General features: G+C 37.1%; 18 protein-coding genes. 9 read left to right on the top strand and 9 right to left on the bottom strand.

Translation table 11 applies throughout. The features are described 5' to 3' along the window. Positions 1 to 78 precede the first annotated feature (78 nt). The 6 genes from ureG (at position 79) to OK18_RS00965 (ending at position 6,953) form a co-directional block, all read left to right on the top strand. On the top strand, positions 79 to 717 hold the full coding sequence (gene ureG, locus OK18_RS00990) for an urease accessory protein UreG (RefSeq protein ID WP_053326794.1): 639 nt from the start codon (positions 79 to 81) through the stop codon (positions 715 to 717). 12 nt (positions 718 to 729) lie between these two features. Then, positions 730 to 1,506: an urease accessory protein UreD gene (locus OK18_RS00985; RefSeq protein WP_228377674.1), complete on the top strand. Its 777-nt coding sequence runs from the start codon at positions 730 to 732 to the stop codon at positions 1,504 to 1,506. A 227-nt stretch (positions 1,507 to 1,733) separates the two neighbouring features. Further along, positions 1,734 to 2,435 carry a hypothetical protein gene (locus OK18_RS00980; protein ID WP_053326792.1) on the top strand — a complete coding sequence of 234 codons (702 nt, stop codon included), beginning with the start codon at positions 1,734 to 1,736 and terminating at the stop codon, positions 2,433 to 2,435. Between the two features lie 187 nt (positions 2,436 to 2,622). Continuing rightward, positions 2,623 to 3,510: an urea transporter gene (locus tag OK18_RS00975; RefSeq protein WP_053326791.1), complete on the top strand. Its 888-nt coding sequence runs from the start codon at positions 2,623 to 2,625 to the stop codon at positions 3,508 to 3,510. 177 nt (positions 3,511 to 3,687) lie between these two features. After that, a complete protein-coding gene (locus tag OK18_RS00970) occupies positions 3,688 to 5,934 on the top strand; it encodes a TonB-dependent receptor (RefSeq protein ID WP_053326790.1) in 2,247 nt (748 codons plus the stop codon). A 131-nt stretch (positions 5,935 to 6,065) separates the two neighbouring features. Continuing rightward, entirely contained in the window at positions 6,066 to 6,953 is an 888-nt protein-coding gene (locus OK18_RS00965; protein WP_053326789.1) for a helix-turn-helix domain-containing protein, read from the top strand. A gap of 273 nt (positions 6,954 to 7,226) precedes the next feature. Here the strand turns inward: OK18_RS00965 and OK18_RS00960 are convergent, their stop codons facing one another. The 3 genes from OK18_RS00960 to OK18_RS00950 are packed head-to-tail and all read right to left on the bottom strand — an operon-like array spanning position 7,227 to position 8,971. Further along, on the bottom strand, positions 7,227 to 8,333 hold the full coding sequence (locus OK18_RS00960) for a DNA topoisomerase IB (protein ID WP_050020185.1): 1,107 nt from the start codon (positions 8,331 to 8,333) through the stop codon (positions 7,227 to 7,229). A gap of 9 nt (positions 8,334 to 8,342) precedes the next feature. Next, the gene (locus OK18_RS00955) at positions 8,343 to 8,510 is read right to left on the bottom strand and encodes a hypothetical protein (RefSeq protein WP_050020186.1); all 168 of its coding nucleotides are present in this window, start codon (positions 8,508 to 8,510) and stop codon (positions 8,343 to 8,345) included. Between the two features lie 23 nt (positions 8,511 to 8,533). Then, positions 8,534 to 8,971 carry a DUF6526 family protein gene (locus OK18_RS00950; protein ID WP_053326788.1) on the bottom strand — a complete coding sequence of 146 codons (438 nt, stop codon included), beginning with the start codon at positions 8,969 to 8,971 and terminating at the stop codon, positions 8,534 to 8,536. A gap of 497 nt (positions 8,972 to 9,468) precedes the next feature. On the opposite strand from OK18_RS00950, the gene OK18_RS00945 reads away from it, so the two are divergent. Further along, entirely contained in the window at positions 9,469 to 11,238 is a 1,770-nt protein-coding gene (locus OK18_RS00945) for an aminopeptidase P family protein (protein WP_053326787.1), read from the top strand. A gap of 556 nt (positions 11,239 to 11,794) precedes the next feature. On the opposite strand, the gene OK18_RS00940 is transcribed toward OK18_RS00945, so the two are convergent. Both OK18_RS00940 and OK18_RS00935 read right to left on the bottom strand, forming a co-directional pair. Continuing rightward, positions 11,795 to 12,517 carry a siderophore-interacting protein gene (locus OK18_RS00940; RefSeq protein WP_053326786.1) on the bottom strand — a complete coding sequence of 241 codons (723 nt, stop codon included), beginning with the start codon at positions 12,515 to 12,517 and terminating at the stop codon, positions 11,795 to 11,797. 204 nt (positions 12,518 to 12,721) lie between these two features. After that, positions 12,722 to 13,609 (bottom strand): helix-turn-helix domain-containing protein, encoded by an 888-nt coding sequence (locus OK18_RS00935; RefSeq protein ID WP_050020189.1) that lies wholly within the window; start codon positions 13,607 to 13,609, stop codon positions 12,722 to 12,724. Between the two features lie 208 nt (positions 13,610 to 13,817). Here OK18_RS00935 and OK18_RS00930 point away from each other — a divergent pair, with 208 nt between their 5' ends. Together OK18_RS00930 and OK18_RS00925 are read left to right on the top strand one after the other, a co-directional pair. Further along, the gene (locus tag OK18_RS00930; RefSeq protein WP_053326785.1) at positions 13,818 to 14,090 is read left to right on the top strand and encodes a helix-turn-helix domain-containing protein; all 273 of its coding nucleotides are present in this window, start codon (positions 13,818 to 13,820) and stop codon (positions 14,088 to 14,090) included. A gap of 11 nt (positions 14,091 to 14,101) precedes the next feature. Then, positions 14,102 to 14,986 (top strand): GLPGLI family protein, encoded by an 885-nt coding sequence (locus OK18_RS00925; protein WP_053326784.1) that lies wholly within the window; start codon positions 14,102 to 14,104, stop codon positions 14,984 to 14,986. Positions 14,987 to 15,060: 74 nt separating this feature from the next. On the opposite strand, the gene OK18_RS00920 is transcribed toward OK18_RS00925, so the two are convergent. The 4 genes from OK18_RS00920 to OK18_RS00905 all read right to left on the bottom strand — a co-directional run bounded on the left by OK18_RS00920 (position 15,061) and on the right by OK18_RS00905 (position 18,896). Further along, positions 15,061 to 15,606, bottom strand: coding sequence for a hypothetical protein (locus tag OK18_RS00920; RefSeq protein ID WP_053326783.1), 546 nt, complete (start codon positions 15,604 to 15,606; stop codon positions 15,061 to 15,063). A gap of 96 nt (positions 15,607 to 15,702) precedes the next feature. Further along, positions 15,703 to 16,938, bottom strand: coding sequence for a hypothetical protein (locus OK18_RS00915; RefSeq protein ID WP_053326782.1), 1,236 nt, complete (start codon positions 16,936 to 16,938; stop codon positions 15,703 to 15,705). Beyond that, positions 16,938 to 17,864 (bottom strand): hypothetical protein, encoded by a 927-nt coding sequence (locus OK18_RS00910; RefSeq protein ID WP_053326781.1) that lies wholly within the window; start codon positions 17,862 to 17,864, stop codon positions 16,938 to 16,940. Before OK18_RS00910 ends, OK18_RS00915 begins: the two co-directional genes overlap by 1 nt. A gap of 3 nt (positions 17,865 to 17,867) precedes the next feature. Then, a complete protein-coding gene (locus OK18_RS00905) occupies positions 17,868 to 18,896 on the bottom strand; it encodes a hypothetical protein (protein WP_053326780.1) in 1,029 nt (342 codons plus the stop codon). Positions 18,897 to 20,042 lie beyond the last annotated feature (1,146 nt).

Here is a 20,042-nt window from a genome sequence, read left to right as displayed (position 1 = left end):
TCTCGAAATATTCTCAATCAGTTAAATCTTAGCACTACCAGCGTTAAAAAAATAAAAACAAAGTAAAATTTAAATAAAATGGAAAATAGAAAATATATAAAAGTAGGAGTGGCAGGCCCTGTAGGATCAGGAAAAACTGCCTTACTGGAACGTTTAAGCAGAAAATTATTCGGGACTTACGACCTTGGAGTGATAACCAATGATATTTATACCAAAGAAGATGCTGAATTCATGGCTAAAAACAGCCTTCTTCCCCATGACAGGATTATCGGGGTAGAAACAGGAGGCTGTCCTCACACTGCAATCCGTGAAGATGCCAGTATGAACCTTGAGGCGGTAGATGAACTGGCAACACGTTTTCCGGATATTGAATTGGTGCTTATAGAAAGTGGTGGTGATAACCTTTCTGCAACTTTCAGCCCTGACCTTGCCGATGTAACCATCTTCATCATTGACGTTGCAGAAGGAGAAAAAATTCCTAGAAAAGGAGGTCCCGGTATTACAAGATCAGACTTATTAATCATCAATAAAATTGACCTTGCCCCACATGTAGGTGCCAGCCTTGAAGTAATGGAAAATGATGCGAGAAGAATGAGAAAAGGAAATCCTTTCGTCTTTACCAACCTTAAAACCGATGAAGGACTGGATAAAGTAATAGGGTGGATCAAAAAATATGCACTTCTTGAGGAGATTGAAGAACCGAACCTGGTAAGATAAATGGACAGTCGTTTGAGTATAATTGCAGGATTCAAAGGTGGAGAATCCTATGTGAAAGATCTTTATGTCTCACTTCCTTTCAGGGTTGTTTCTGTTGGGCAGAGAAAAAATGACAAAAAACTCTATCAGATGGTCATGAGCTCCTCTCCGGGAATCCTGGACGGTGACCGTTATCATCTGGATATTACCCTGGAAAAAGGTTCTTCCCTTCAACTGCAATCACAGTCGTATCAACGACTCTTCAATATGAAGGATAAGGCACTTCAGGAACTGAATGTAACCATGGAGGAGGAGACTTCTTTCGCTTATGTTCCTCATCCTATCGTTCCCCATGAAGATTCTAATTTTAAAAGTAAAGCCCATGTTCATATTGGCAAAAACAGCCAGATCATCATCAGTGAGATCATTACCTGTGGAAGAAAACATTATGGCGAGGTTTTCAAACTGAAACGTTTCCAGAATCTCATGGAAATTTACCATAACCACAAACTTGTGGTGAAAGATAATGTGGTGATTCAACCGGATATGATCCCGATCAGCAGTATCGGCAACCTTGAACAGTATACCCATCAGGGAACTTTAATCTTCTACAGTACCAAAGAAAATGTAGATAAAAACGGATTGATTGAAGAGATCGTTGAAGTAGCCGCTCCGCATCATGAAGATATGGAGGTCGGAGTCTCAGCGATGGAAGACAACGGATTTGTAGTAAGAGCTTTAGGCCATGGGGGAGAGTTGATGTACAACTTTTTCCTGCATGTTCAGGAAATCCTTTGGGCTTTGGAATAAAAAATATCAAAAGTTTCATTCGATTTGAAGATTAGGATGAAACCTTATAGGTTTTTAAAACCTATAAGGTTTAGATGGAGCCTTATCACCCAAAAAGGAGTTGATTATCAGCGTAATCTTCAAAATCTGAGAGAGCAATATTCAGTAGAAGCGGGCTTTAGCCCGCGTCAATAAAAAATCTTCCATTGGCTTTAGCCAAAACATAAAAAAGGAATTAAAAATAGAAAATGGATAGTACAGTTTGGGCACTTCTTTTGAGTGCCGTTTCAATAAGTTTCATACATACCGCATCAGGGCCAGATCATTATCTGCCTTTCATCGTCATCTCAAAATCCAAGAAATGGAGCCGAATGAAAACCGCAATATTAACGGTGGTTTGTGGACTTGGACACGTTCTGAGTTCCCTGATTCTCGGTTTTATTGGAGTGTTTTTGGGCTGGCAGCTTAATAAAATTTCCTGGTTTCAGGATATCAGAGGAAATTTCTCGGGATGGGCATTGCTGATTTTTGGTGGAGTTTACCTGGTGTACGGCCTTATTCAGGCGATCAGAAATAAACCTCACAAACATTTTGATGTGATGGGTGATGATGTTTATGTGTATGAACATAACCACAGTGAAGTGGTAATGCCTCAGAAAAGAATAAAAGTAACACCTCTTGTCCTCTTTATGATTTTTGTAATGGGACCAAGTGAACCTTTAATTCCTTTATTATTCTACTCAGGAGTAAAACATTCTATGTCTGAAATTGCAGTTTTGGTTATTTCCTTTACTGCAACTACAGTCCTTACAATGTTGGGAATGGTGCTTTTAGGGCGCTATGGTTATTCAACCTTATTCAATACGGAGAAACTGGAAAGATATATGGGCGTGGTAAGCGGTGCTGTGGTAACAGTCTGCGGAGTCGGGATGGTTTTTCTGGGGTGGTAAACAAGTAGGAGGATCCGGAGCTTGAGAGTGGAATGTTTAAAGTTCACGATTATTATCCTTATTATTTATTATTCACATATAAAACAAAATTGCTATTGGTCTCTAAGCCCTATAATGTCTTTCATCTCCATGCCTTTTGTCTCTTTACTACCAGCTAACTACAATCATTAATACAATTAAAAAAACTATGAACGAATTTTTTAAAAAAATCCCTTTTATCGATAACATTTTAAAAGGAGTCGGGCAGATTATGCTTCAGGAAAACAGATGGACCGGACTTCTGTTTCTTATCGGTATTTTTATGGGAAGCTGGCAATGCGGTGTTGCAGTATTAATTTCAACAGCAGCCGGGACTTTTATAGCCATGAAGCTGAAATATGACAGTTCTGAAATCAATGCCGGGTTATATGGTTTCAGTGCTGCCCTTGTAGGAGTAGCATTGGCTTTTCTATTTGAAACAACCTTGCTGATCTGGGTTCTTATCGTATTGGGAGGGGCGTTGGCAGCCATTATTCAGCATTTCTTTATCAGGAATAAAATTCCGGTATTTACTTTTCCTTTTATTGTGATTACATGGGTACTGGTATTTGCACTGCATCATTTTACCCATATTCCACCGTCTGCACTGCTGAGTGCCGAAGTAGTACCTTCAGAATATGATGACTTTCTTACCTGTACCAATGGTTTTGGTGAAGTAATATTCCAGGGAGGAGTACTTTCGGGAATGATTTTCTTTGTTGCTGTATTTATCAGTTCACCGATAGCCGCTTTGTATGGTTTGGCAGCATCTATTCTTGGTGCCGGATTATCACAGCTGAACGGAGAGCCTGTTAAGGAGATTCACATGGGATTATTTGGCTTTAATGCCGTTCTTTCTGCTATTGTATTTTCAGGGATAAAAAAAACAGACGGTTTATGGGTGCTTATTGCCGTTCTTTTAACAACAGTCATTGATGACTTTCTGATTGATCATCATTGTCTGGATGCTGTGGGAGGTGTATTTACTTTCCCATTTGTAGCAGGAACCTGGATCACCCTTTTAATCCGGAAGATACTTCTTAAAGCAAAAAGATAGCGTTTGAAGGCAGGGATTGTCAAGCCAAATTAAAGTTCAGATATGGGATTTAAAAGTCTTTCACGAATGATTGACAATTCATTTTTTAAATGTCTTATTTCTTCAATCTAATCTAACCATTAATACATTTTACATTGTTCATTTTACAAATGACAATACAATTCTATAAAAAATAAAATGAAAATAACTAAAATAGCAGCCGCTTTTCTTATTATGACATTCAGTGGAAAAATGATGGCACAGGAAACAGAAAAACAATTGTTAATCAAAGATGCTGATGATAAATTCCCCATTGCAGATGCATTGGTAAAATATGACCACGGAAACAGCCATACACATACCGGAACAGATGGTACTTTTGCCATTCCTGCTACATCACTTCCCGATACACTGGTGATCAACCGCCAGGGATACGATGAGGTAAAATGGGTAGTGACCAACGATGAAGATAAAAATAAAGTTATTTTTTTACAGCATAAGCCTTTTCAGATTTCTGAAGTAGCCATTAATCACAGTTCGTTTTTATCAGCGATTACAAAAGTGGATTTGAATAAACTTCCGGTTAATTCAGCGCAGGATCTTTTGAGAAAAGTACCGGGATTATTCATAGCGCAGCATGCCGGAGGTGGAAAAGCCGAGCAGCTTTTTTTAAGGGGATTTGATGCCGATCACGGTACCGATGTAAGTGTGAATGTAGACGGGATGCCGGTAAATATTGTATCCCATGCTCATGGACAGGGATATTCCGATCTGCATTTTGTGATTCCTGAAACAGTCAATAATATTGATTTCGGAAAAGGAGCGTATTATATGGAACGCGGAGACTTCAATACAGCAGGCTATGTTGATTTTCAAACTTATAATGGATTGAAAAACAGTATGGTAAAATTGGAGGGAGGATCATTTAATTCAAAAAGAGTATTGGGAATGTTTAATATTTTGCATGACGATCTTGGCAGAAAAAATGCCTATGTCGCAGCAGAATACAATTATACAGATGGTCCTTTTGATGTAAAACAGAATTTTAACAGGGTCAATACTTTCGGGAAATACAACCAATGGCTGACGGATAATGATTATTTTAATATCCAGTTTTCAACATTCAGTTCTTCATGGAATGCTTCAGGGCAAATTCCGGAACGCGCGGTAGATGAAGGAATCATCAGCAGATGGGGAAGTATTGATCCTACTGAAGGCGGGAAAACTTCCAGAAAAAATATTCAAATGAATTTTAAGCATATTATTTCTCCTACCGAGCAGATAGATGCTATGGCTTTTTACTCAAAATATAATTTCAACCTGTATTCTGATTTTACCTTCTACCTGAAAGATAAAGACCATGGCGATGAAATCCAGCAGACAGATGGTAGAAATATTTATGGAGCCGAAATAAAATACACCAAAACCTTTTCTTTACCGGATAGCTCCCTGAACTGGTCTTCAGGGGTCGGGCTAAGAAATGATGATATCAATACCTTACAGTTAAACCATGTTTATCACCGGGATTTATTATTAGATAAGATGTCTGATGTGAACGGAACGGAAACCAACCTTCATGCGTATTCAGGCCTGATCTGGAAAACAGGTAAATGGACGATTAATCCGGCGGTAAGAGTAGATCATTTTATCTTTAATATACACAATCTGCTGGATCCTGAACAATTACCTTCCGGGCAGTCAAAAGAAGCAACAAGAGTAAGTCCAAAACTGAATTTCTCTTATGCCCAGAGTGATAATGTAATGTGGTTCCTGAAAACCGGGATGGGATTTCATTCCAATGACCTGAGGGTTGTGGTTCCCAATAAAAATGACAATACCCTTCCATATTCTATCGGAGCAGATTTCGGAGTAAGATTACACCCGTTCAGGTCATTAATTATTACCCCGGCAGTATGGTGGATGGACCTGCAGCAGGAATTTGTCTATGTAGGAGATGATGCAGTGGTAGAGCCCTCCGGAAAATCAAGACGTTTCGGTGCTGATCTGGGAATCCGTTTCCAGCCATTGGAAAATTTTTACCTGAATGCGGATATCAATTATTCTCATGCAAGATTTATTGAAGAAGAAAAAGGACAGGATTATATTCCGTTAGCACCAGTAGTTACAAGTACAGGATCTGTAAACTGGGATTTCCTGAATGGATTTTCATTAGGACTTCAATACCGTTATCTTGGAGAAAGACCGGCAGTAGAAGATAACAGCATTAAAACAAAATCGTACTTTGTTAATGACTTGATGCTTTCTTATAACCGTCAGAAATGGGGGGCAAATATTCAGCTGAACAATCTTTTCAATGTAAAATGGAATGAGGCCCAGTTTGCCACAGAAACCCAATTGAAAGGGGAAGCAGAACCTATTACAGATCTTACCTATACACCGGGAAGTCCATTTGGAGTAAGAGTTGGAGTGTACTATAAGTTTTAGAGTGAGAGAGTGGGAGAGTAAGAGGGTTTGAGAGTAAAGCGATTTTCAAATTAACCCATTCTCAAATTTTCAAATTCTCTCCCCTTTACATTATAAATTTTGTCTAATTTTAATTAATCATAATAACGGATATGGAAGTATTATCCAATTTTCAATACAAAAAGCTTTTTCTCCCGAATATCACGGAGAAAATATTAGCTAATAATGCGGATATACAGCTTTACCGGTTAGAGAATTATCTTAAAGGAATCCTGATGCCGGTGATTCCGTACCGGACAACTTTTAACTTTATTATTTTCGTTACCAACGGGCATATCAAACAATATCTGGAAAATAAAGAATACCACGCTGAAAAAGGAGGTGTCATTTTTATCAAACAGGGAACCATAACGGCTACTGTTGAGCTGTCTGATGACATTGAAGGTTTTTTCCTTGCTTACGAAAATAATATTCTGTCTGAACAGGAATTGCCCAAGCATAAAAGCAGCATTTTCTTTATGACCCCTTTCCTGAATCTTGATAGTCTGACTTATGAAACCATTATGCAACTTCTTCCCATCATGGAGCAGGAATTATGGCTGAACAATCTCAATATAAATGATGTAGTGGTTACTATGCTTCATCTGATCCTGATTAAAATGCTGAGTACAGACTCCGATACCCATCATAAATCTGCAACACGGCCTATGGAACTTTCCCTGCAGTTCCGGGATCTTTTATTCAAATTCCATGTAGGAGAAAAGAGAGTTGCTTTTTATGCAGATAAATTATCAGTAACAGAAAGTTACCTGAATAAATGTGTGAAAAGTGTAACACAAAAGTCCCCGAAACAGTGGATTAATGAAATTGACATCAATTATAGTAAGGCATTGCTGCATTCAAGTAAAGACATTGCAGAAATTGCCTACGAATTGAATTTTCATACCGCATCCCATTTTACCCAGCTTTTTAAAAAAATAGCGGGGATTACCCCAAAGGAATACAGGACACAATTTTTGAGTAATAGGGTGATGGGGTAGGCAAATGGGCTGGAAGCCGGGAGAAGGGAAGCTGGAAGTTCCTGAGAGCTTGAAAAAGCGATTGTTGTTTTTTAACAGATTTATATTTGTCTATCATTTATTCATACCATCTGTCATTCTGACGAAGGAAGAATCCCATATATACTAAATTTCCCTTTTGTTAGAAATCAAAAATCCAATGATCATAATAACATGAATAATTAAAAATAGCATCCGGGTAATACTCGTCCACTAGCACTTCCAGCCTCCAACTTTCCTCTTCCAGCCAAAATCCTACATCTTCTCATTTTCCAAAATCTTAATCACCAGTTTTTCCTCCTTCGTCAGGTCAGCTTTCCCATCGTTTTCCTCAATAACTTCCAGTTCATCAAGGTATTTTTTGATCGTATTGTTCTCATAAAGATTGATGACTAAAGGATGCACATAATACTTTTTACAGACTGCTGTGGTATTACCAAGATGTTCGGCGACAATATCCAAAGCTTCCTTTACTTTCTTTTTATATTCGGTGTTGTTTTCGGCATATCCGATCTCCTTAAAAGCGATCAGCGCACTCACCGTTCCGGACCATGTCCTGAAATCTTTAGCAGTAAAATCCTCTCCGCTGATTTCCTTGATGTATTCATTCACCATCCCCGAGTCTATAGAATGACGGTTTCCTTCATCATCAAGATATTGGAAAAGCTCTTTTCCCGGGATATCTTTACATTTCTGAACAAGCCTTGCCAATCTTTTACTTCTGAGATCAATATGATGTACAATGCCTTTCTTCCCTTTAAATGAAAATGTGATTTTCTGACCTTTAACTTCAACGTGTTTATCTTTTAAAGTAGTCAGCCCAAAGGAGCCATACAGTTTTTCGTAGATATTATTACCAATACGGATATTGGTTCTTTGCATAAGGCTGACGATGAGGGCCAGGATTTTCCGTTTTTCAAAATTTCTCAGAGCAAGATCCTGTTCTATATGGAGCCTGATTTTAGGTAATGCATACCCGAACTGAAGCATTCTGTAGAATTTTGTATGATTTCTCAGAGCACTCCACAAAGGATGATAACGGTACTGCTTTCTTTTTTTAGCGTCAAAACCGGTGGCCTGAAGATGTCCGTTTTCCAGGGCACAAATCCATACATTTTCCCACGCCGGAGGAATAACAAGTTTGTTGATTCTTGTAATCTCATCTTTGTCTTTGATTTTTTCACCATCCTTATAGTAGGAATATTTTTTTCCTGTCTTTTTCCGGGTAATTCCGGCCGTTTCTGCATCGGTGGTATATACAAGATGTACCGCCTTTGCAGAAGCCTCCGGGTCCTTCATTATTTTAACAATTTTTGCCGGCTTTAAATGCGTAATAATTTCTATCTCTGTATTCTTCTCCATAAAACATGGTTAAGAGTTTTTACCCTTCGAAAAAATAAGTAAAAGAATCACTACTATCACACAGACCAGAAAAATTCCCCACCACATTCCGGCTTTAAAAATTGTTTCTACTGCTTCACAGCTCGTTAATGTCAACAAGCTTACTATCATAATACTGTAAATGCTCCATTTTTTCATAGCTTAATATTTTTGTGTGAGTATCAAATTCTGAGTCGGTCGGCTCTCCAGTTTTTAATCGATCTTTTGATCTCGTCTCCTGAAATGTTTTCGTGAAGAGCTCTATACAAAAGTTCTTTGAATTCTTCATCATCAGCAAATCTCAGAGCTGCTATCTGATCAAATTTTAATTTTCCAACAGTTTCTTCAGATCTGTTATTAAAAATTTCAAAATATCGTTGCCTGAATTCAAGGATGACAATACGGTTCTGAAGTCCCAATGCATAATGCTGTCTTGTCATGAATGCCAGATAGAAAAGCAGAAAAATAACAATAGAAAATAATATCCATGTCAGCTTATTGACCGGATCATCCCATACTTTATAAATCCCATAAACTTCCAATAAAATTAATAGAGGAAGGTATATAAAATGATGAGGCGGATAAAATTTTCTGTGATTGTGGTAATTCTGCTGTTTCATGAGATGAAATACAGCAATAATCTTTCCAAAAAATGTTAATTAATAATTTAATAGGTTTTATGGTGTGGAAAAATGTTCTGTTTTTATAAATTTGATGGGAATTTTATAATTCAACACGTGAATGAGAAGGTTTTACATAAAAAATATTTTATTTTATTGTAACCACAGATTTCTCAGATTTTCACAGATGTTTTATGCATAACTTTGGCACGCAGATTATGCAGATCCCGCAGATTAGTAATAAAATCTTGGTTTTTTACTTCTGTGTAATTCTCACGTTATGCTTTAACTTAAAAAACTAAAGTGTTCAAAACTTTTATGCTTTGTGGTTTAGCTTTAAGTATAAAATCCATACTATTGATTCAAAACTTTATGGCCTTGCACTTTTCGAATGATCATTAATGAAAAAAAATAACAGATTATTAAGGAAAATAGGCAGTATATTTAATTTTTGACTTTAAATTTTTTGTAACTTTCGGTGTTTAAAAAAGAAAAGAATGACTTCAAAGGAAAAAGTTGCTGCGCTTCGTGAAGAAATGCAGAAAAATAATGTTGATGCATTTATAATATATTCTGCGGATCCGCATATGAGTGAATATCTTCCTGAAGAATGGCAGGAAAGAGCATGGCTTTCAGGATTTCTGGGCTCTGCCGGTTTTGTGGTAGTGACCAAAGACAAAGCAGGGCTTTGGACAGACGGAAGATATTTTACACAAGCAGCCATTGAATTGGAAGGTTCAGGAATCGACCTTTTCAAAGACGGAATGGAAGGAACGCCTCATTATATCGATTGGATTATTTCTGAAATTCCTGCCGGAGGTAAGGTGGCTGTAAATGCTTTAGCCGCATCTCATGCCAATTGGGAACTGCTTTCCCAAAAACTGAATTCGAAAAATATTACACTGGTAGATATTCCACTTTTAAAAGAAGTATGGAAAGAAAGAGGTACCCCGTCTGCTAATCCTATATTTATACATCCTGTAGAAAGAGCCGGTAAGCCGGTAGTTGATAAAATTTCTGCAATCCGCCAGAAAATGGAAGAGCAGGAAGCAACCGTTCATATCATTTCGAGCCTGGATGATGTAGCATGGACCTTAAACCTAAGAGGAAGTGATGTACAAAGTAATCCTGTATTTTTGGGTTATATTGTCATCACCAAAAATGATGCTGTTTTATTCACGGGATTAGAAAAACTGGATGTGGAAGCCAGAAAGCAAATGGACGATTCTTTCGTCAAGATGATGCCTTACGAAGAATTTTACAATTACCTGAAAACATTCAAAAATGAAAAAGTATTGGTTTCTCCTAACAGTAACCAGCAGATTTTTGAAACGTTAAAATCAGACAACCAGTTTATTAAAGCCCCTGTTCCGGGAAACCTGATGAAAGCGCAGAAAAATGAGACTGAGCTGGAAGGCTTCAGGAAAGTAATGGTAAGGGATGGTGTGGCGATGGTAAAATTCCTTTACTGGCTGACTCATAATGCAGGAAAAGAAGCTATGACCGAATATTCTATCGGAGAAAAACTAAGAGATTTCCGGGCACAAGGCGAGAACTTTGTGGGAGAAAGCTTTGGTTCTATCGTAGGATATAAAGATAATGGTGCCATTATGCACTATTCTGCTAAGAAAGAAGGAAGTAAAGAAGTAACCAATGAGGATACAATCCTGGTAGATTCAGGAGGTCAGTACCTTGAAGGAACTACCGATATTACAAGAACTTTTGCGTTAGGTACTCCTTCTGAAGAGTTCAAAAGAAATTCTACTTTGGTGTTACAGGGATTGATCCGTTTATCCATGGTAAAATTCCCTAAAGGAACAAAAGGAGTACATCTTGATGCTATTGCAAGGCTTCCGCTATGGATGGAAGGTAAAGATTTCAACCATGGTACAGGACATGGGGTAGGAAGTTTTATGAACGTACATGAAGGACCTCAGAATATCAGAAAAGACCTGAACCCGCAGGAACTTCTTCCGGGAATGGTACTGTCCAACGAACCTGGATACTATCTTGAAGGACATTACGGAATCCGTCATGAAAACCTTATTGCCGTAAAAGAAGCGGAAAAAACTATCCACGGAACATTCTATGAATTTGAAACTTTGACATACTGCCCGTTCTTCAAGGATACAATAGTGAAAGAAATGTTGTCGGAAAAGGAAATCGACTGGCTTAACTCTTACCATAAGGCTTGTGAAGAAAAATTAGCCCCTTACCTGGAAGGGGAAGTGAAAGAATGGTTCCTGCAATTGGTAAGTCCTCTTTAATAGAGGGTAAGTAACAATCAGTTTACTACTCTAAAGATCGGACCTTAAACGAAATAATTGTTAGATAAATTAAAGTCCTGTAAGTGTATCTTGCAGGGCTTTTTTTATCATGCAACCGTATTTTTACGGATAAATTTTCAGTGATTACCCTGAGGTACGGGAAAAAGAGGCTTATTATCTTTGAACAACAAAAAACATCATTTCATATCTTCATATATAACTTAGTAAATTCAAAACGGTAGTAAGATCATCTCGTCCTGAGATGGTCTTTTTATTTTCATTCTGGAAATATAATCATAATAAGGAGATAATGGATCAGATGCAAAAGTTGGAGAATCAGACTATTTATACCTTACCTTTAAAACTTAATGCAAAGGGTTTTTGTATTTCTATTATATGGTAAGAATGCAAAGGTAGAATCAATGAAATACAGTTTATTCCAATGATTAATTTTTATGAGAGCCGGGAAAACTGAAATAAATATTCTTTCAGCAAAAAGACCGGAAATTGCTGAGACTTTTTAATCTTCAAAAAAATATTCAGCAATTTCCGGTTTTTATAGACCTTTCCTGCCTTCTATCCAATATGCCTGTGATTTGATGCACCTCGGAGAAACTCCTTTAGCCTTAAGAAATTTTCTGATTAATGACATCCGGCCTCCGTTTCCGGTAAGATAAAAAGTAACACTATCATGAAAAACGGCTTCTTTTTCTTCTCTCAGAAAATCGGTAAGGGCTTCTATTACTCTTATGGTACTGTTTTTAGCACTATGATACCCGTACAAATTCAGCTTTTCAAGAGCAGAGCATTCTTTCAGCTCGTGGAGGCATATAAACAAAGCTTTGGATTCTTCTGCCGCTTCTTTAATGGAAAGTGAGCTTCCCAGTGAAGTTTCATCTCCTATTGAAAAGTGAATTTTGGCATCGGGTTCAAAAAATCTCTTTCCTCTGGGCATTAACATTTTTATAGAATCTCCTGCAGATAGTCCATTTACAAAACGTGTGCCCACAGAAGTAGTGTCGTGAAGATGGAATAAAACATCAAAAGTTCCTTCTGCTCTGTTGAAATTAAAAGGAGAATAATTACGGAAATCCCTTTCATTGATTCTTATACCTATTGCATAGGCTGGTTCAACATGAATATCCTGAAGATCACCTGCGAAACGTATACGGCGAAGGTTATTAGTGATGTTTTCTATATGGATGACGGTACATTCTTTAAATTTTGAGGACCAGATATTTTCTACAGTATCATTGATCCATTTTGGTAAACTTGGCATAACTAATTTTTATTGCAAAGGAAGCTTCAAAATTAGAATATTGCTATAGCGGGTTCAGGGTATTAATTGGACATTTCGTGGTTTTAGTATAAACTGAAATCAACAATGGGGACTGGAGACATTGAGCCGGAAGAAAGAAGTTGTGTTTTTTTACAACACATCTGAGGATAATAAAAATATAGTGGTTGTGATGGTATTCCAGCTTCAGTTTTTGTTCTGATTGTACCTGTTTTGGTTCGCATTCCTGAAGGCCAAAGGCGATTGGTCTTCCAGTTTCGAAAATAAACGGCTAAAATATGTATGGTCACTATATCCCAGTTCATAAGCGATCTCTTTTACGGTAAGATGAGTAAATGCCAGTAGACGTTTGGCTTCAATTAAAATTTCCTGATGAATCCAGTGCTGGGCGGGCTTACCTGTTACTTCACGGATCGCTTCTGTAAGGTAACCTCTGGAAATAGCAAGCATTTCAGCATAGTCAGATGGACTTTTCAGGGTTTTATAGTTTTGCCTTACCATGATTTTAAACTCCCGTGTCAGTTGTAAAGAACGATTTTCAGAGGCAGCCTGAGAATTGTTTTCTTTTGAATAAATAAAGGCAAACATCCCTATAAAAGTATGAAGCAGAGACTGAATCACAGAAAAACCTTCTTTGGAAGCCAACATCTCTTCCGTATAAAAGGAATGGAGGATAGCGGCAGCGTTATTGAATTTTTCTACCCATGCTGATTCTACTTTCAGAGGACGTATTTCTTCCAGAAATTCTTCAAAAACAGAACGTACAGCATCCGGAACCATATCAGATTTTACAGCCACAAACCACCCGTTCACATTATCCATTAAAAGCCCCTGGTGTACCTGTCCCGGTAATACACAGAAGATAGTAGAGTTTTTAGCTTCAATGATGTTGAAGTCTACCATCATTTTTACATGTCCGCTTTCCATGAAGGTAAATATATAATGGCTGTCACGGTGTATTCCTTTATCCATAAGGATATTTTCCGCATAATACGTATGCTGATCTATTCTTTTTATATGGAACCGATGCCTGGAAATATCACTCAGATCATAGGTGGGAATGGTGTGCTTCATTTTTTTGAAACTGATTTACAAAACTACAATAATACATAAGATCTGTTTTAATTTACAACATAAAAATTCCTGTGGTAACAGTATTATTTGTCATGTTTTATTAATTGTGTCCGTTGTTTGCACAGGCGGAATACCGATCAATACAATCCCCAATATTGAAAAAAACGTAAATTAGCCAGTACAATTAAAGCAAATTTTCCAATACGCCATGTCCAGACTAAGAGCTGCAAGAGAACATAAGAATCTGACTCAGGAAGAACTTTCAGAAAAGTCCAGAATTTATGTAAGAACCATTCAAAGGATTGAAGCATTGGAAATAGAAGAAACGGTATTACAGAATGTTACTGTAGCTCCTGAAGTTAATGATGAGGTAGGCAGTAAAGTCATTTCTGAGGTCGAGGAAGAGCAGGTGTCTGAGGTCAATTACTCACCCGTTAAAATCATCAACCTTTCTTCGTTATTGTTATCAGCTAAAATATAATCTTTAATATTATGGTATACCGAGGAAAATTACATGTAATTATTTTTTTATTTCTGTTTCTCAATCTTTTTTCCCAAAACCAGAGGTTCATTTATGAATATGAATATATTGCAGACTCTACTAACATTCAGGATAAAAGGAACGAGCTGATGTATCTTGACATTACTCCCGGATTTTCCAGATTCTATAGCGGTGCAACCTTTAAAAATGATTCTATTGCCAAGGCAATTCTGGACAAACAGATGAAAGCAACAGGAAAAATTGAAAATACGCAGCAATCGGCAACCTCTAAGAGTAATACCATTAAATATACTGTCATTAAGGATTTTTCTGAGAATAAACAGTTTTTTATTACCAGAATGGGGCGCACAAAATATAATGTATCAGATAACCGGATTATACAATGGACAGTTCATCCCGAAAAAGATAAGGTTAAAGAATATAATGTCCAGAAAGCAACAGCCGATTTTGGAGGCAGAAAATGGACGGCATGGTTTTCAGCCGATATTCCGGTTCAGGATGGTCCTTATAAATTCAGAGGACTTCCGGGTTTGATCCTGAAAATACAGGATGCTACAGGAAGCCATTCTTTTACGTTAGCCGGAATAAGAAAGTTTTCAGACCAGGAAATTGAAAATATGACTCCTACAGGAAATTTTGTTTTTGATTTCGGCGATAAAGCAGATATTGATTTTCCCAAATATAAACAGCTTTTTTCAGAAAGCAGGAATGATCCGGCCAAATCATTACGGGTAACTCTTCATGATTTGGATAAAGTAAATGTGAATGGAACAATGGTAGATAAAAACGCCTATATCCGGGAGAGAGAAATGGAAATGAAGAAAGCAATAAAAGAAGATAATAATAGCATAGAGATAGATATGCTCCGGAAATAACTTTAAGATAGTATTATACCGGAAGAGCCTTTTTTCTTACAGAAAAGGCTCTTCCGGTATTTTATGTCAATATCCTATTTTACTTTTTCCAGGAGATATAATTTGGCTCCGGAAAATGCCAGCTTAGGCATGAGGTTACCTTCCAGCACCATAGTTTTACTGTTGACATCAATCACTGATATATAATTATTGGAATTGTATTCAATATAGTTTTCCCTTTCTTTAGTGATAGGGTTTTTCCCGAATTCCATTTTGTATTTTACCCAATCTTCATCCTGTGAGCTGCAGTGTACCGGCTTGAATTTTGATTTTTTAGTTTTAAAAATAATCTGGTCAAAGCTATCCACACAATCTGAGGTAAATGAAGCTTCCGGATTCTGATCTTTGGTAAAATCTTCAAAAGAGCCTTTGTAAACCCCTACTACTTTCCAGGTTCCATCAACACGGTCTTCATCTATTTTTCCTTTTGCTTTACTTACTGCCCAGCTGATGCCATTCACGGTTCCTTTTACCGCCTTATAACCTAAATTTACAGCACCGGATACTACTTTAGTGGCAGTTCTTACCACACAAGAATTTAACACCAGAACAGCTGAAGCCAGAAATATTATTTTTCTCATATTGTCAAATTTTTTACGAAGATAATATTTTAACTTTTAATAAAGCTGTGAATTTGGCGAGGGTATGAAGTGGAAAAATAGGCCGGAAAGTATATTCTACTGGGAAAATACTGTTAAATATTTTTCCGGCATCCACATAAAGCATAAAACTAACGTCCCGATCAGTAGTAATGATAAAATGAATGTAGCAACTTTGAAGCCATCCAGTCGGAATTCTTTATCCTGATTTCTTCCGGAACTGTGAAATCCGGCAAGTGCATCAGCACCGGCATACGGCTGATTTCCCATCCCATACATCCTTTCATTGGGTGAAGATAGAGCAGAGAGGGATTCTATATTTTTATTTTGACGGATACTATCTGCAAATGACCGTTTATTTTCCTGATGCCTTTTTTTGGCTACTTCTACTTTGCCATCAGATTTAAGATACCGGATAACTTCTTCTATTTTTCCTGAATACTGGTTATATTCTTTATTAATGATTTCAATACCGTTTTTGGACTCTTTTATCCTGGCTTCGTTTTCCTGATGGCGTTTTTCATTTTGTGCGATCTGCCTGTTGAGCTCCTCAACCAGTTTTGTTCTTTCATCTTTTAATTCTTCTCTTTCCTTTTCCAGGTCAGTGATAGCATTTTGAAGAGCTCTGCGTCTTTCTTCTTCAAGAAGATCAAGTTCCTTTTTAAAACCATTGGCATCTACAATTTTAAAAATCCTTTTCTGCTTTACAAACTCTCCGATTTCGTGGCTCTGGGTAAAATAAATAGTATCATAAACGTTTAAAAGATCAATGGCTTTGCTGAAAAAGATCTGCAGTTGCGCAATGTTGGTTTCACAATATACAACAAGGTAATTATTGCCGGATTGACTGAAATCAACTTCATTCACCTCCCGGACATTAAAACCTATTTTATCAAAATCTTTGGGTTTTTGAATGGAAAAATGATCAGAATGATTGACGGTAATAGTTCCCTCTGAAAGGTTATTTTTCTCAAGATGCCTCTGAAAGTCATTCAAAGCATTAATGATAAGCCCTTCGGAAGCAATTTTATTAACAAAAAGTAAGCTTGAGCCTATAAATGTACCGCCTCTGTCAGAATTCTGTTCTTTAGCAAAGGAGTAAACAGAGTAGGAGATGAGGTTACATCCGGCGGCATAATCCTTCCGGATAGAGTAGATGTTGCTTTGAGGAAACAACTTAATAGCATCGGTTTTTAAATCAAAAGTCCTGATCTCCCTGGCAATATTCTGGTTTCCCCCCAGAAAAAAGGTTTGCCTGAACCCATTCGGATTGCCGAAAGTTCCGAATGCAGAGAAAAAATAAGTATTATCCATTAATTTGTAAAACTAAATTTTATACGTTCCCAGAATGTTCCTTCGTAATCCAGATCATAGCCCACAATGCTTCTGTACAGCCATTTTGCAAGGACTTCAGCCGTGGAAAGGTTCAATAAATTGATTCTCTCACTTCCCGTGGTATTCTGAATGCTTCCTATGGTATAATAGGTCTTGCTCAACCCATAAGTATCTATGCGTTGTGAGGTCATCGGAAGGTGTTCAGAAATAAAAGCATCAAGAGCTTCAGCACTTTCCACATCCATTCTTCCGGATTTATCCCATTTGGAAATGACCAGAATAGCATTCACGGATCTTAAATTTTTGCCTTTTCTTTCCAGTTCATCCAGGAATTCATTGATTAAAGAATCGTCTTTATAGGCTGTTTCATAACTGGTAACAATGATGAATGTAAGAGGAATATTGGCATTAAGAAAAGTTTCTATACTGCTGTGGTAGCTTCCGCCCCTGCGGATGTCATTGTGATTTTCCCCGGAAGTTTCCAGGAAAGTAAGATCTATCGGAACTACTCTTTTTGATCGGTTATTCGGTTCAAAAACAAGATCCAAACGGGTTACCTGATCCCTTGTGGTTCTGTTGGGAAGCACGCCCTGTCGAATATTTTCAAAAAAATCAGAAAGAAGGACATTTGCTTCCCTGGAGTTCGGAGTTCCCAGTTTGGGTCTCAAAACACCTGCGTAAGACCGGAGATAATACAACATGGAAGACAGAATTACAGACTTTCCGGATTCTGCTGTTCCGAAGAAAAAAACAAAATTACTCTCTTTATTTCTGATGTCGTTGGAAATGGTTTTGGCAATTGGCACGAAGTCTTCTTTTGTGTCATTTTGAAAGTCAAAAGATAACGGTTTCAGCGTTTCTTCCGTTTCAAAAGACAAAGGCTTTAAATGATCATTAGTTTCCATGGTTTAGTTGTTAGGGATGATGGTTTTACCGCTTCTTTTATTTGAAAATACGCTTCTGCCGCTGTTTCCGTTATAGCTTCCCGAATCTGTTACCAGTAAAATGATAATAACGATCACGAAATCAAGTAAAATACAGCCGGCGAGTACTACAAACTGGTACATTCCGAAGTTTTTAATGGCATGTTCAAAGGCAAAACCGATTTTGCCAACCTGTTGGGTCTTTGAAACGATGGGTTCAAAATGTATTTTATCATTTCCAAGAACCGTCTGGGCGCGGCTTCCCAGTTTATTGTAATCAGAAAGAGATTCGTCAATTAACCCCTGAGACAGGCCGTCTTTTTCTTTTTTGGATAAAAGCAGAAGATCCTGGATATTTTTATTCCATTTAAAGGCGGCATTATTAATGTCGGTTTTCAAGGCTCTTTCTTCAGGAGAAAGATCTGAAATGATGTTATCAATCTGTTTTCCCATTCTTTCGGCAAGATCCTCATAGTCTTCACCTACAGGAGTCAGGAGATCTACCTTTTGGCCGGTTAATCTTTCAATATCTTTAATCAACAGCTGGGCACGCGTTCCGATTCCTTTATTACCCGGATCTTTGATCTGCTCCATCATCTGCTTTTTCTTGATCTCGATATTCTGAGTTGTTGCTTTATTGTACTTATAGCTTAATTTCGATTCTATATCATTTTCAAGAGCTGTGAAATTTTTATTGATCTCACGAAGCTCATCTGTATAAATATCCGTTTTCATAAACCTTGTATAGAGGGCATTAAAATTTGCAATGAAGCAAAATGAGGCTATAAAAATATAAATACCTACAAGGCTTCCGGTAGGTTTCCCGGCAAGTTTAGCGTTTCTCAGCATCCAGCACAGGAATAAAAGAAGCAGTGATAAAACCAGGGCAATCACAAAGGATGCCGGGCCAAAAATCTGTTGCAGTCCAATCCAGGTCTGGTAAAAGCTTACGCTGATGAGTAATAATGCAAGAATTCCCAGAAAAAGATCTGCAGGAGTCATTTTTTTATTCATAATGTTATTCGTTGTTTTTTGAATGAGGTTAGATAAAAAACATTTTGTTTTATGATGCCGAAACTACAAACAACAGGTTGAAGATCATTACGGGAACCCGTAAAGAGAAAATACTTCTGATGTGGTCTGAATGGTATTTATGAATTTATTCTCACGCAGATTTTACAGATGTCGCAGATTTTTAAGATCAAAATGCTTAATACTGTGATTTTACGGAAAAGCTAAAGAAGGATGTAAATAGAATTGCTGTAAAGATTTTTTAGACGCAAAGATATAGTGATTCGGGAGGTTTATTTTTAAGGAGGCTAAGATTGCGGTAAACTGCTGATGAAGCGTGAGGATATTATGCATACGCTTAGTAAGAATCAATGAAATTGATTTCAACTCTTTGCCCCCTTGAAATAGTACAGTACGAATATAAAATCTTTGCGTTTATAAAACCTCTCAAAATTTTAGCTACGAATTCACGGATTTTTTATTCATTCGTACATTAGCGGCCAAAAAATATTTTCAACTATTTCTAAGTTTTTGTATTAAAACCTGTACATATCTGTAGTTTTAAATTATTTTTTTAAAAACGCAAAGGTTTAAGGGGAATAATGGATATTTTAAGGAAGCTAAGAAGCGCGACTTTGTCGCTGACGAAGCTTTATATCTATTCGTATGCTTAGTAAGAATCAATGAAATTGATTCAACTCTTTACTCTCTTGAAATAATACGGTATGAATATAAAATCTTTGCGTTTATAAAACCTCTCAAAATTTTAGCCACGAATTCACGAATTTTTTATCCATTCGTGCATTAGTGGCCAAAAAATATCTTAAACTATTTCTAAGTTTTTGTATTAAAACCTGTGCATATCTGTGGTTTTAAATTATTTTTTTTAAAAACGCAAAGGTTTAAGGGGAATAATGGATATTTTAAGGAAGCTAAGAAACGCGACTTTGTCGCTGACGAAGCTTTATATCTATTCGTATACTTAGTAAGAATCAATGAAATTGATTCAACTCTTTACTCTCTTGAAATAATACGGTATGAATATAAAATCTTTGCGTTTATAAAACCTCTCAAAATTTTAGCCACGAATTCACGAATTTTTTATCCATTCGTGCATTAGTGGCCAAAAAATATCTTAAACTATTTCTA

This window comes from Chryseobacterium gallinarum, assembly GCF_001021975.1.
In the GTDB taxonomy this organism is placed as follows: Bacteria; Bacteroidota; Bacteroidia; order Flavobacteriales; family Weeksellaceae; genus Chryseobacterium; species Chryseobacterium gallinarum.
The sequence above is the reverse complement of the archived record's forward strand: the minus strand, read 5'-3'. Positions and strand labels throughout refer to the sequence as shown.

Excerpts from the sequence above, each read along its gene's own strand:
- OK18_RS00975 (WP_053326791.1), top strand. The coding sequence starts at position 2,623 with ATGAACGAATTTTTTAAAAAAATCCCTTTTATCGATAACATTTTAAAA.
- OK18_RS00960 (WP_050020185.1), bottom strand. The coding sequence starts at position 8,333 with ATGGAGAAGAATACAGAGATAGAAATTATTACGCATTTAAAGCCGGCA.
- OK18_RS00945 (WP_053326787.1), top strand. The coding sequence starts at position 9,469 with ATGACTTCAAAGGAAAAAGTTGCTGCGCTTCGTGAAGAAATGCAGAAA.
- OK18_RS00955 (WP_050020186.1), bottom strand. The coding sequence starts at position 8,510 with ATGAAAAAATGGAGCATTTACAGTATTATGATAGTAAGCTTGTTGACA.
- OK18_RS00940 (WP_053326786.1), bottom strand. The coding sequence starts at position 12,517 with ATGCCAAGTTTACCAAAATGGATCAATGATACTGTAGAAAATATCTGG.
- OK18_RS00905 (WP_053326780.1), bottom strand. The coding sequence starts at position 18,896 with ATGAATAAAAAAATGACTCCTGCAGATCTTTTTCTGGGAATTCTTGCA.
- OK18_RS00915 (WP_053326782.1), bottom strand. The coding sequence starts at position 16,938 with ATGGATAATACTTATTTTTTCTCTGCATTCGGAACTTTCGGCAATCCG.
- OK18_RS00925 (WP_053326784.1), top strand. The coding sequence starts at position 14,102 with ATGGTATACCGAGGAAAATTACATGTAATTATTTTTTTATTTCTGTTT.
- OK18_RS00910 (WP_053326781.1), bottom strand. The coding sequence starts at position 17,864 with ATGGAAACTAATGATCATTTAAAGCCTTTGTCTTTTGAAACGGAAGAA.
- OK18_RS00950 (WP_053326788.1), bottom strand. The coding sequence starts at position 8,971 with ATGAAACAGCAGAATTACCACAATCACAGAAAATTTTATCCGCCTCAT.
- OK18_RS00930 (WP_053326785.1), top strand. The coding sequence starts at position 13,818 with ATGTCCAGACTAAGAGCTGCAAGAGAACATAAGAATCTGACTCAGGAA.
- OK18_RS00970 (WP_053326790.1), top strand. The coding sequence starts at position 3,688 with ATGAAAATAACTAAAATAGCAGCCGCTTTTCTTATTATGACATTCAGT.
- OK18_RS00935 (WP_050020189.1), bottom strand. The coding sequence starts at position 13,609 with ATGAAGCACACCATTCCCACCTATGATCTGAGTGATATTTCCAGGCAT.
- OK18_RS00920 (WP_053326783.1), bottom strand. The coding sequence starts at position 15,606 with ATGAGAAAAATAATATTTCTGGCTTCAGCTGTTCTGGTGTTAAATTCT.
- OK18_RS00965 (WP_053326789.1), top strand. The coding sequence starts at position 6,066 with ATGGAAGTATTATCCAATTTTCAATACAAAAAGCTTTTTCTCCCGAAT.
- OK18_RS00980 (WP_053326792.1), top strand. The coding sequence starts at position 1,734 with ATGGATAGTACAGTTTGGGCACTTCTTTTGAGTGCCGTTTCAATAAGT.
- ureG (WP_053326794.1), top strand. The coding sequence starts at position 79 with ATGGAAAATAGAAAATATATAAAAGTAGGAGTGGCAGGCCCTGTAGGA.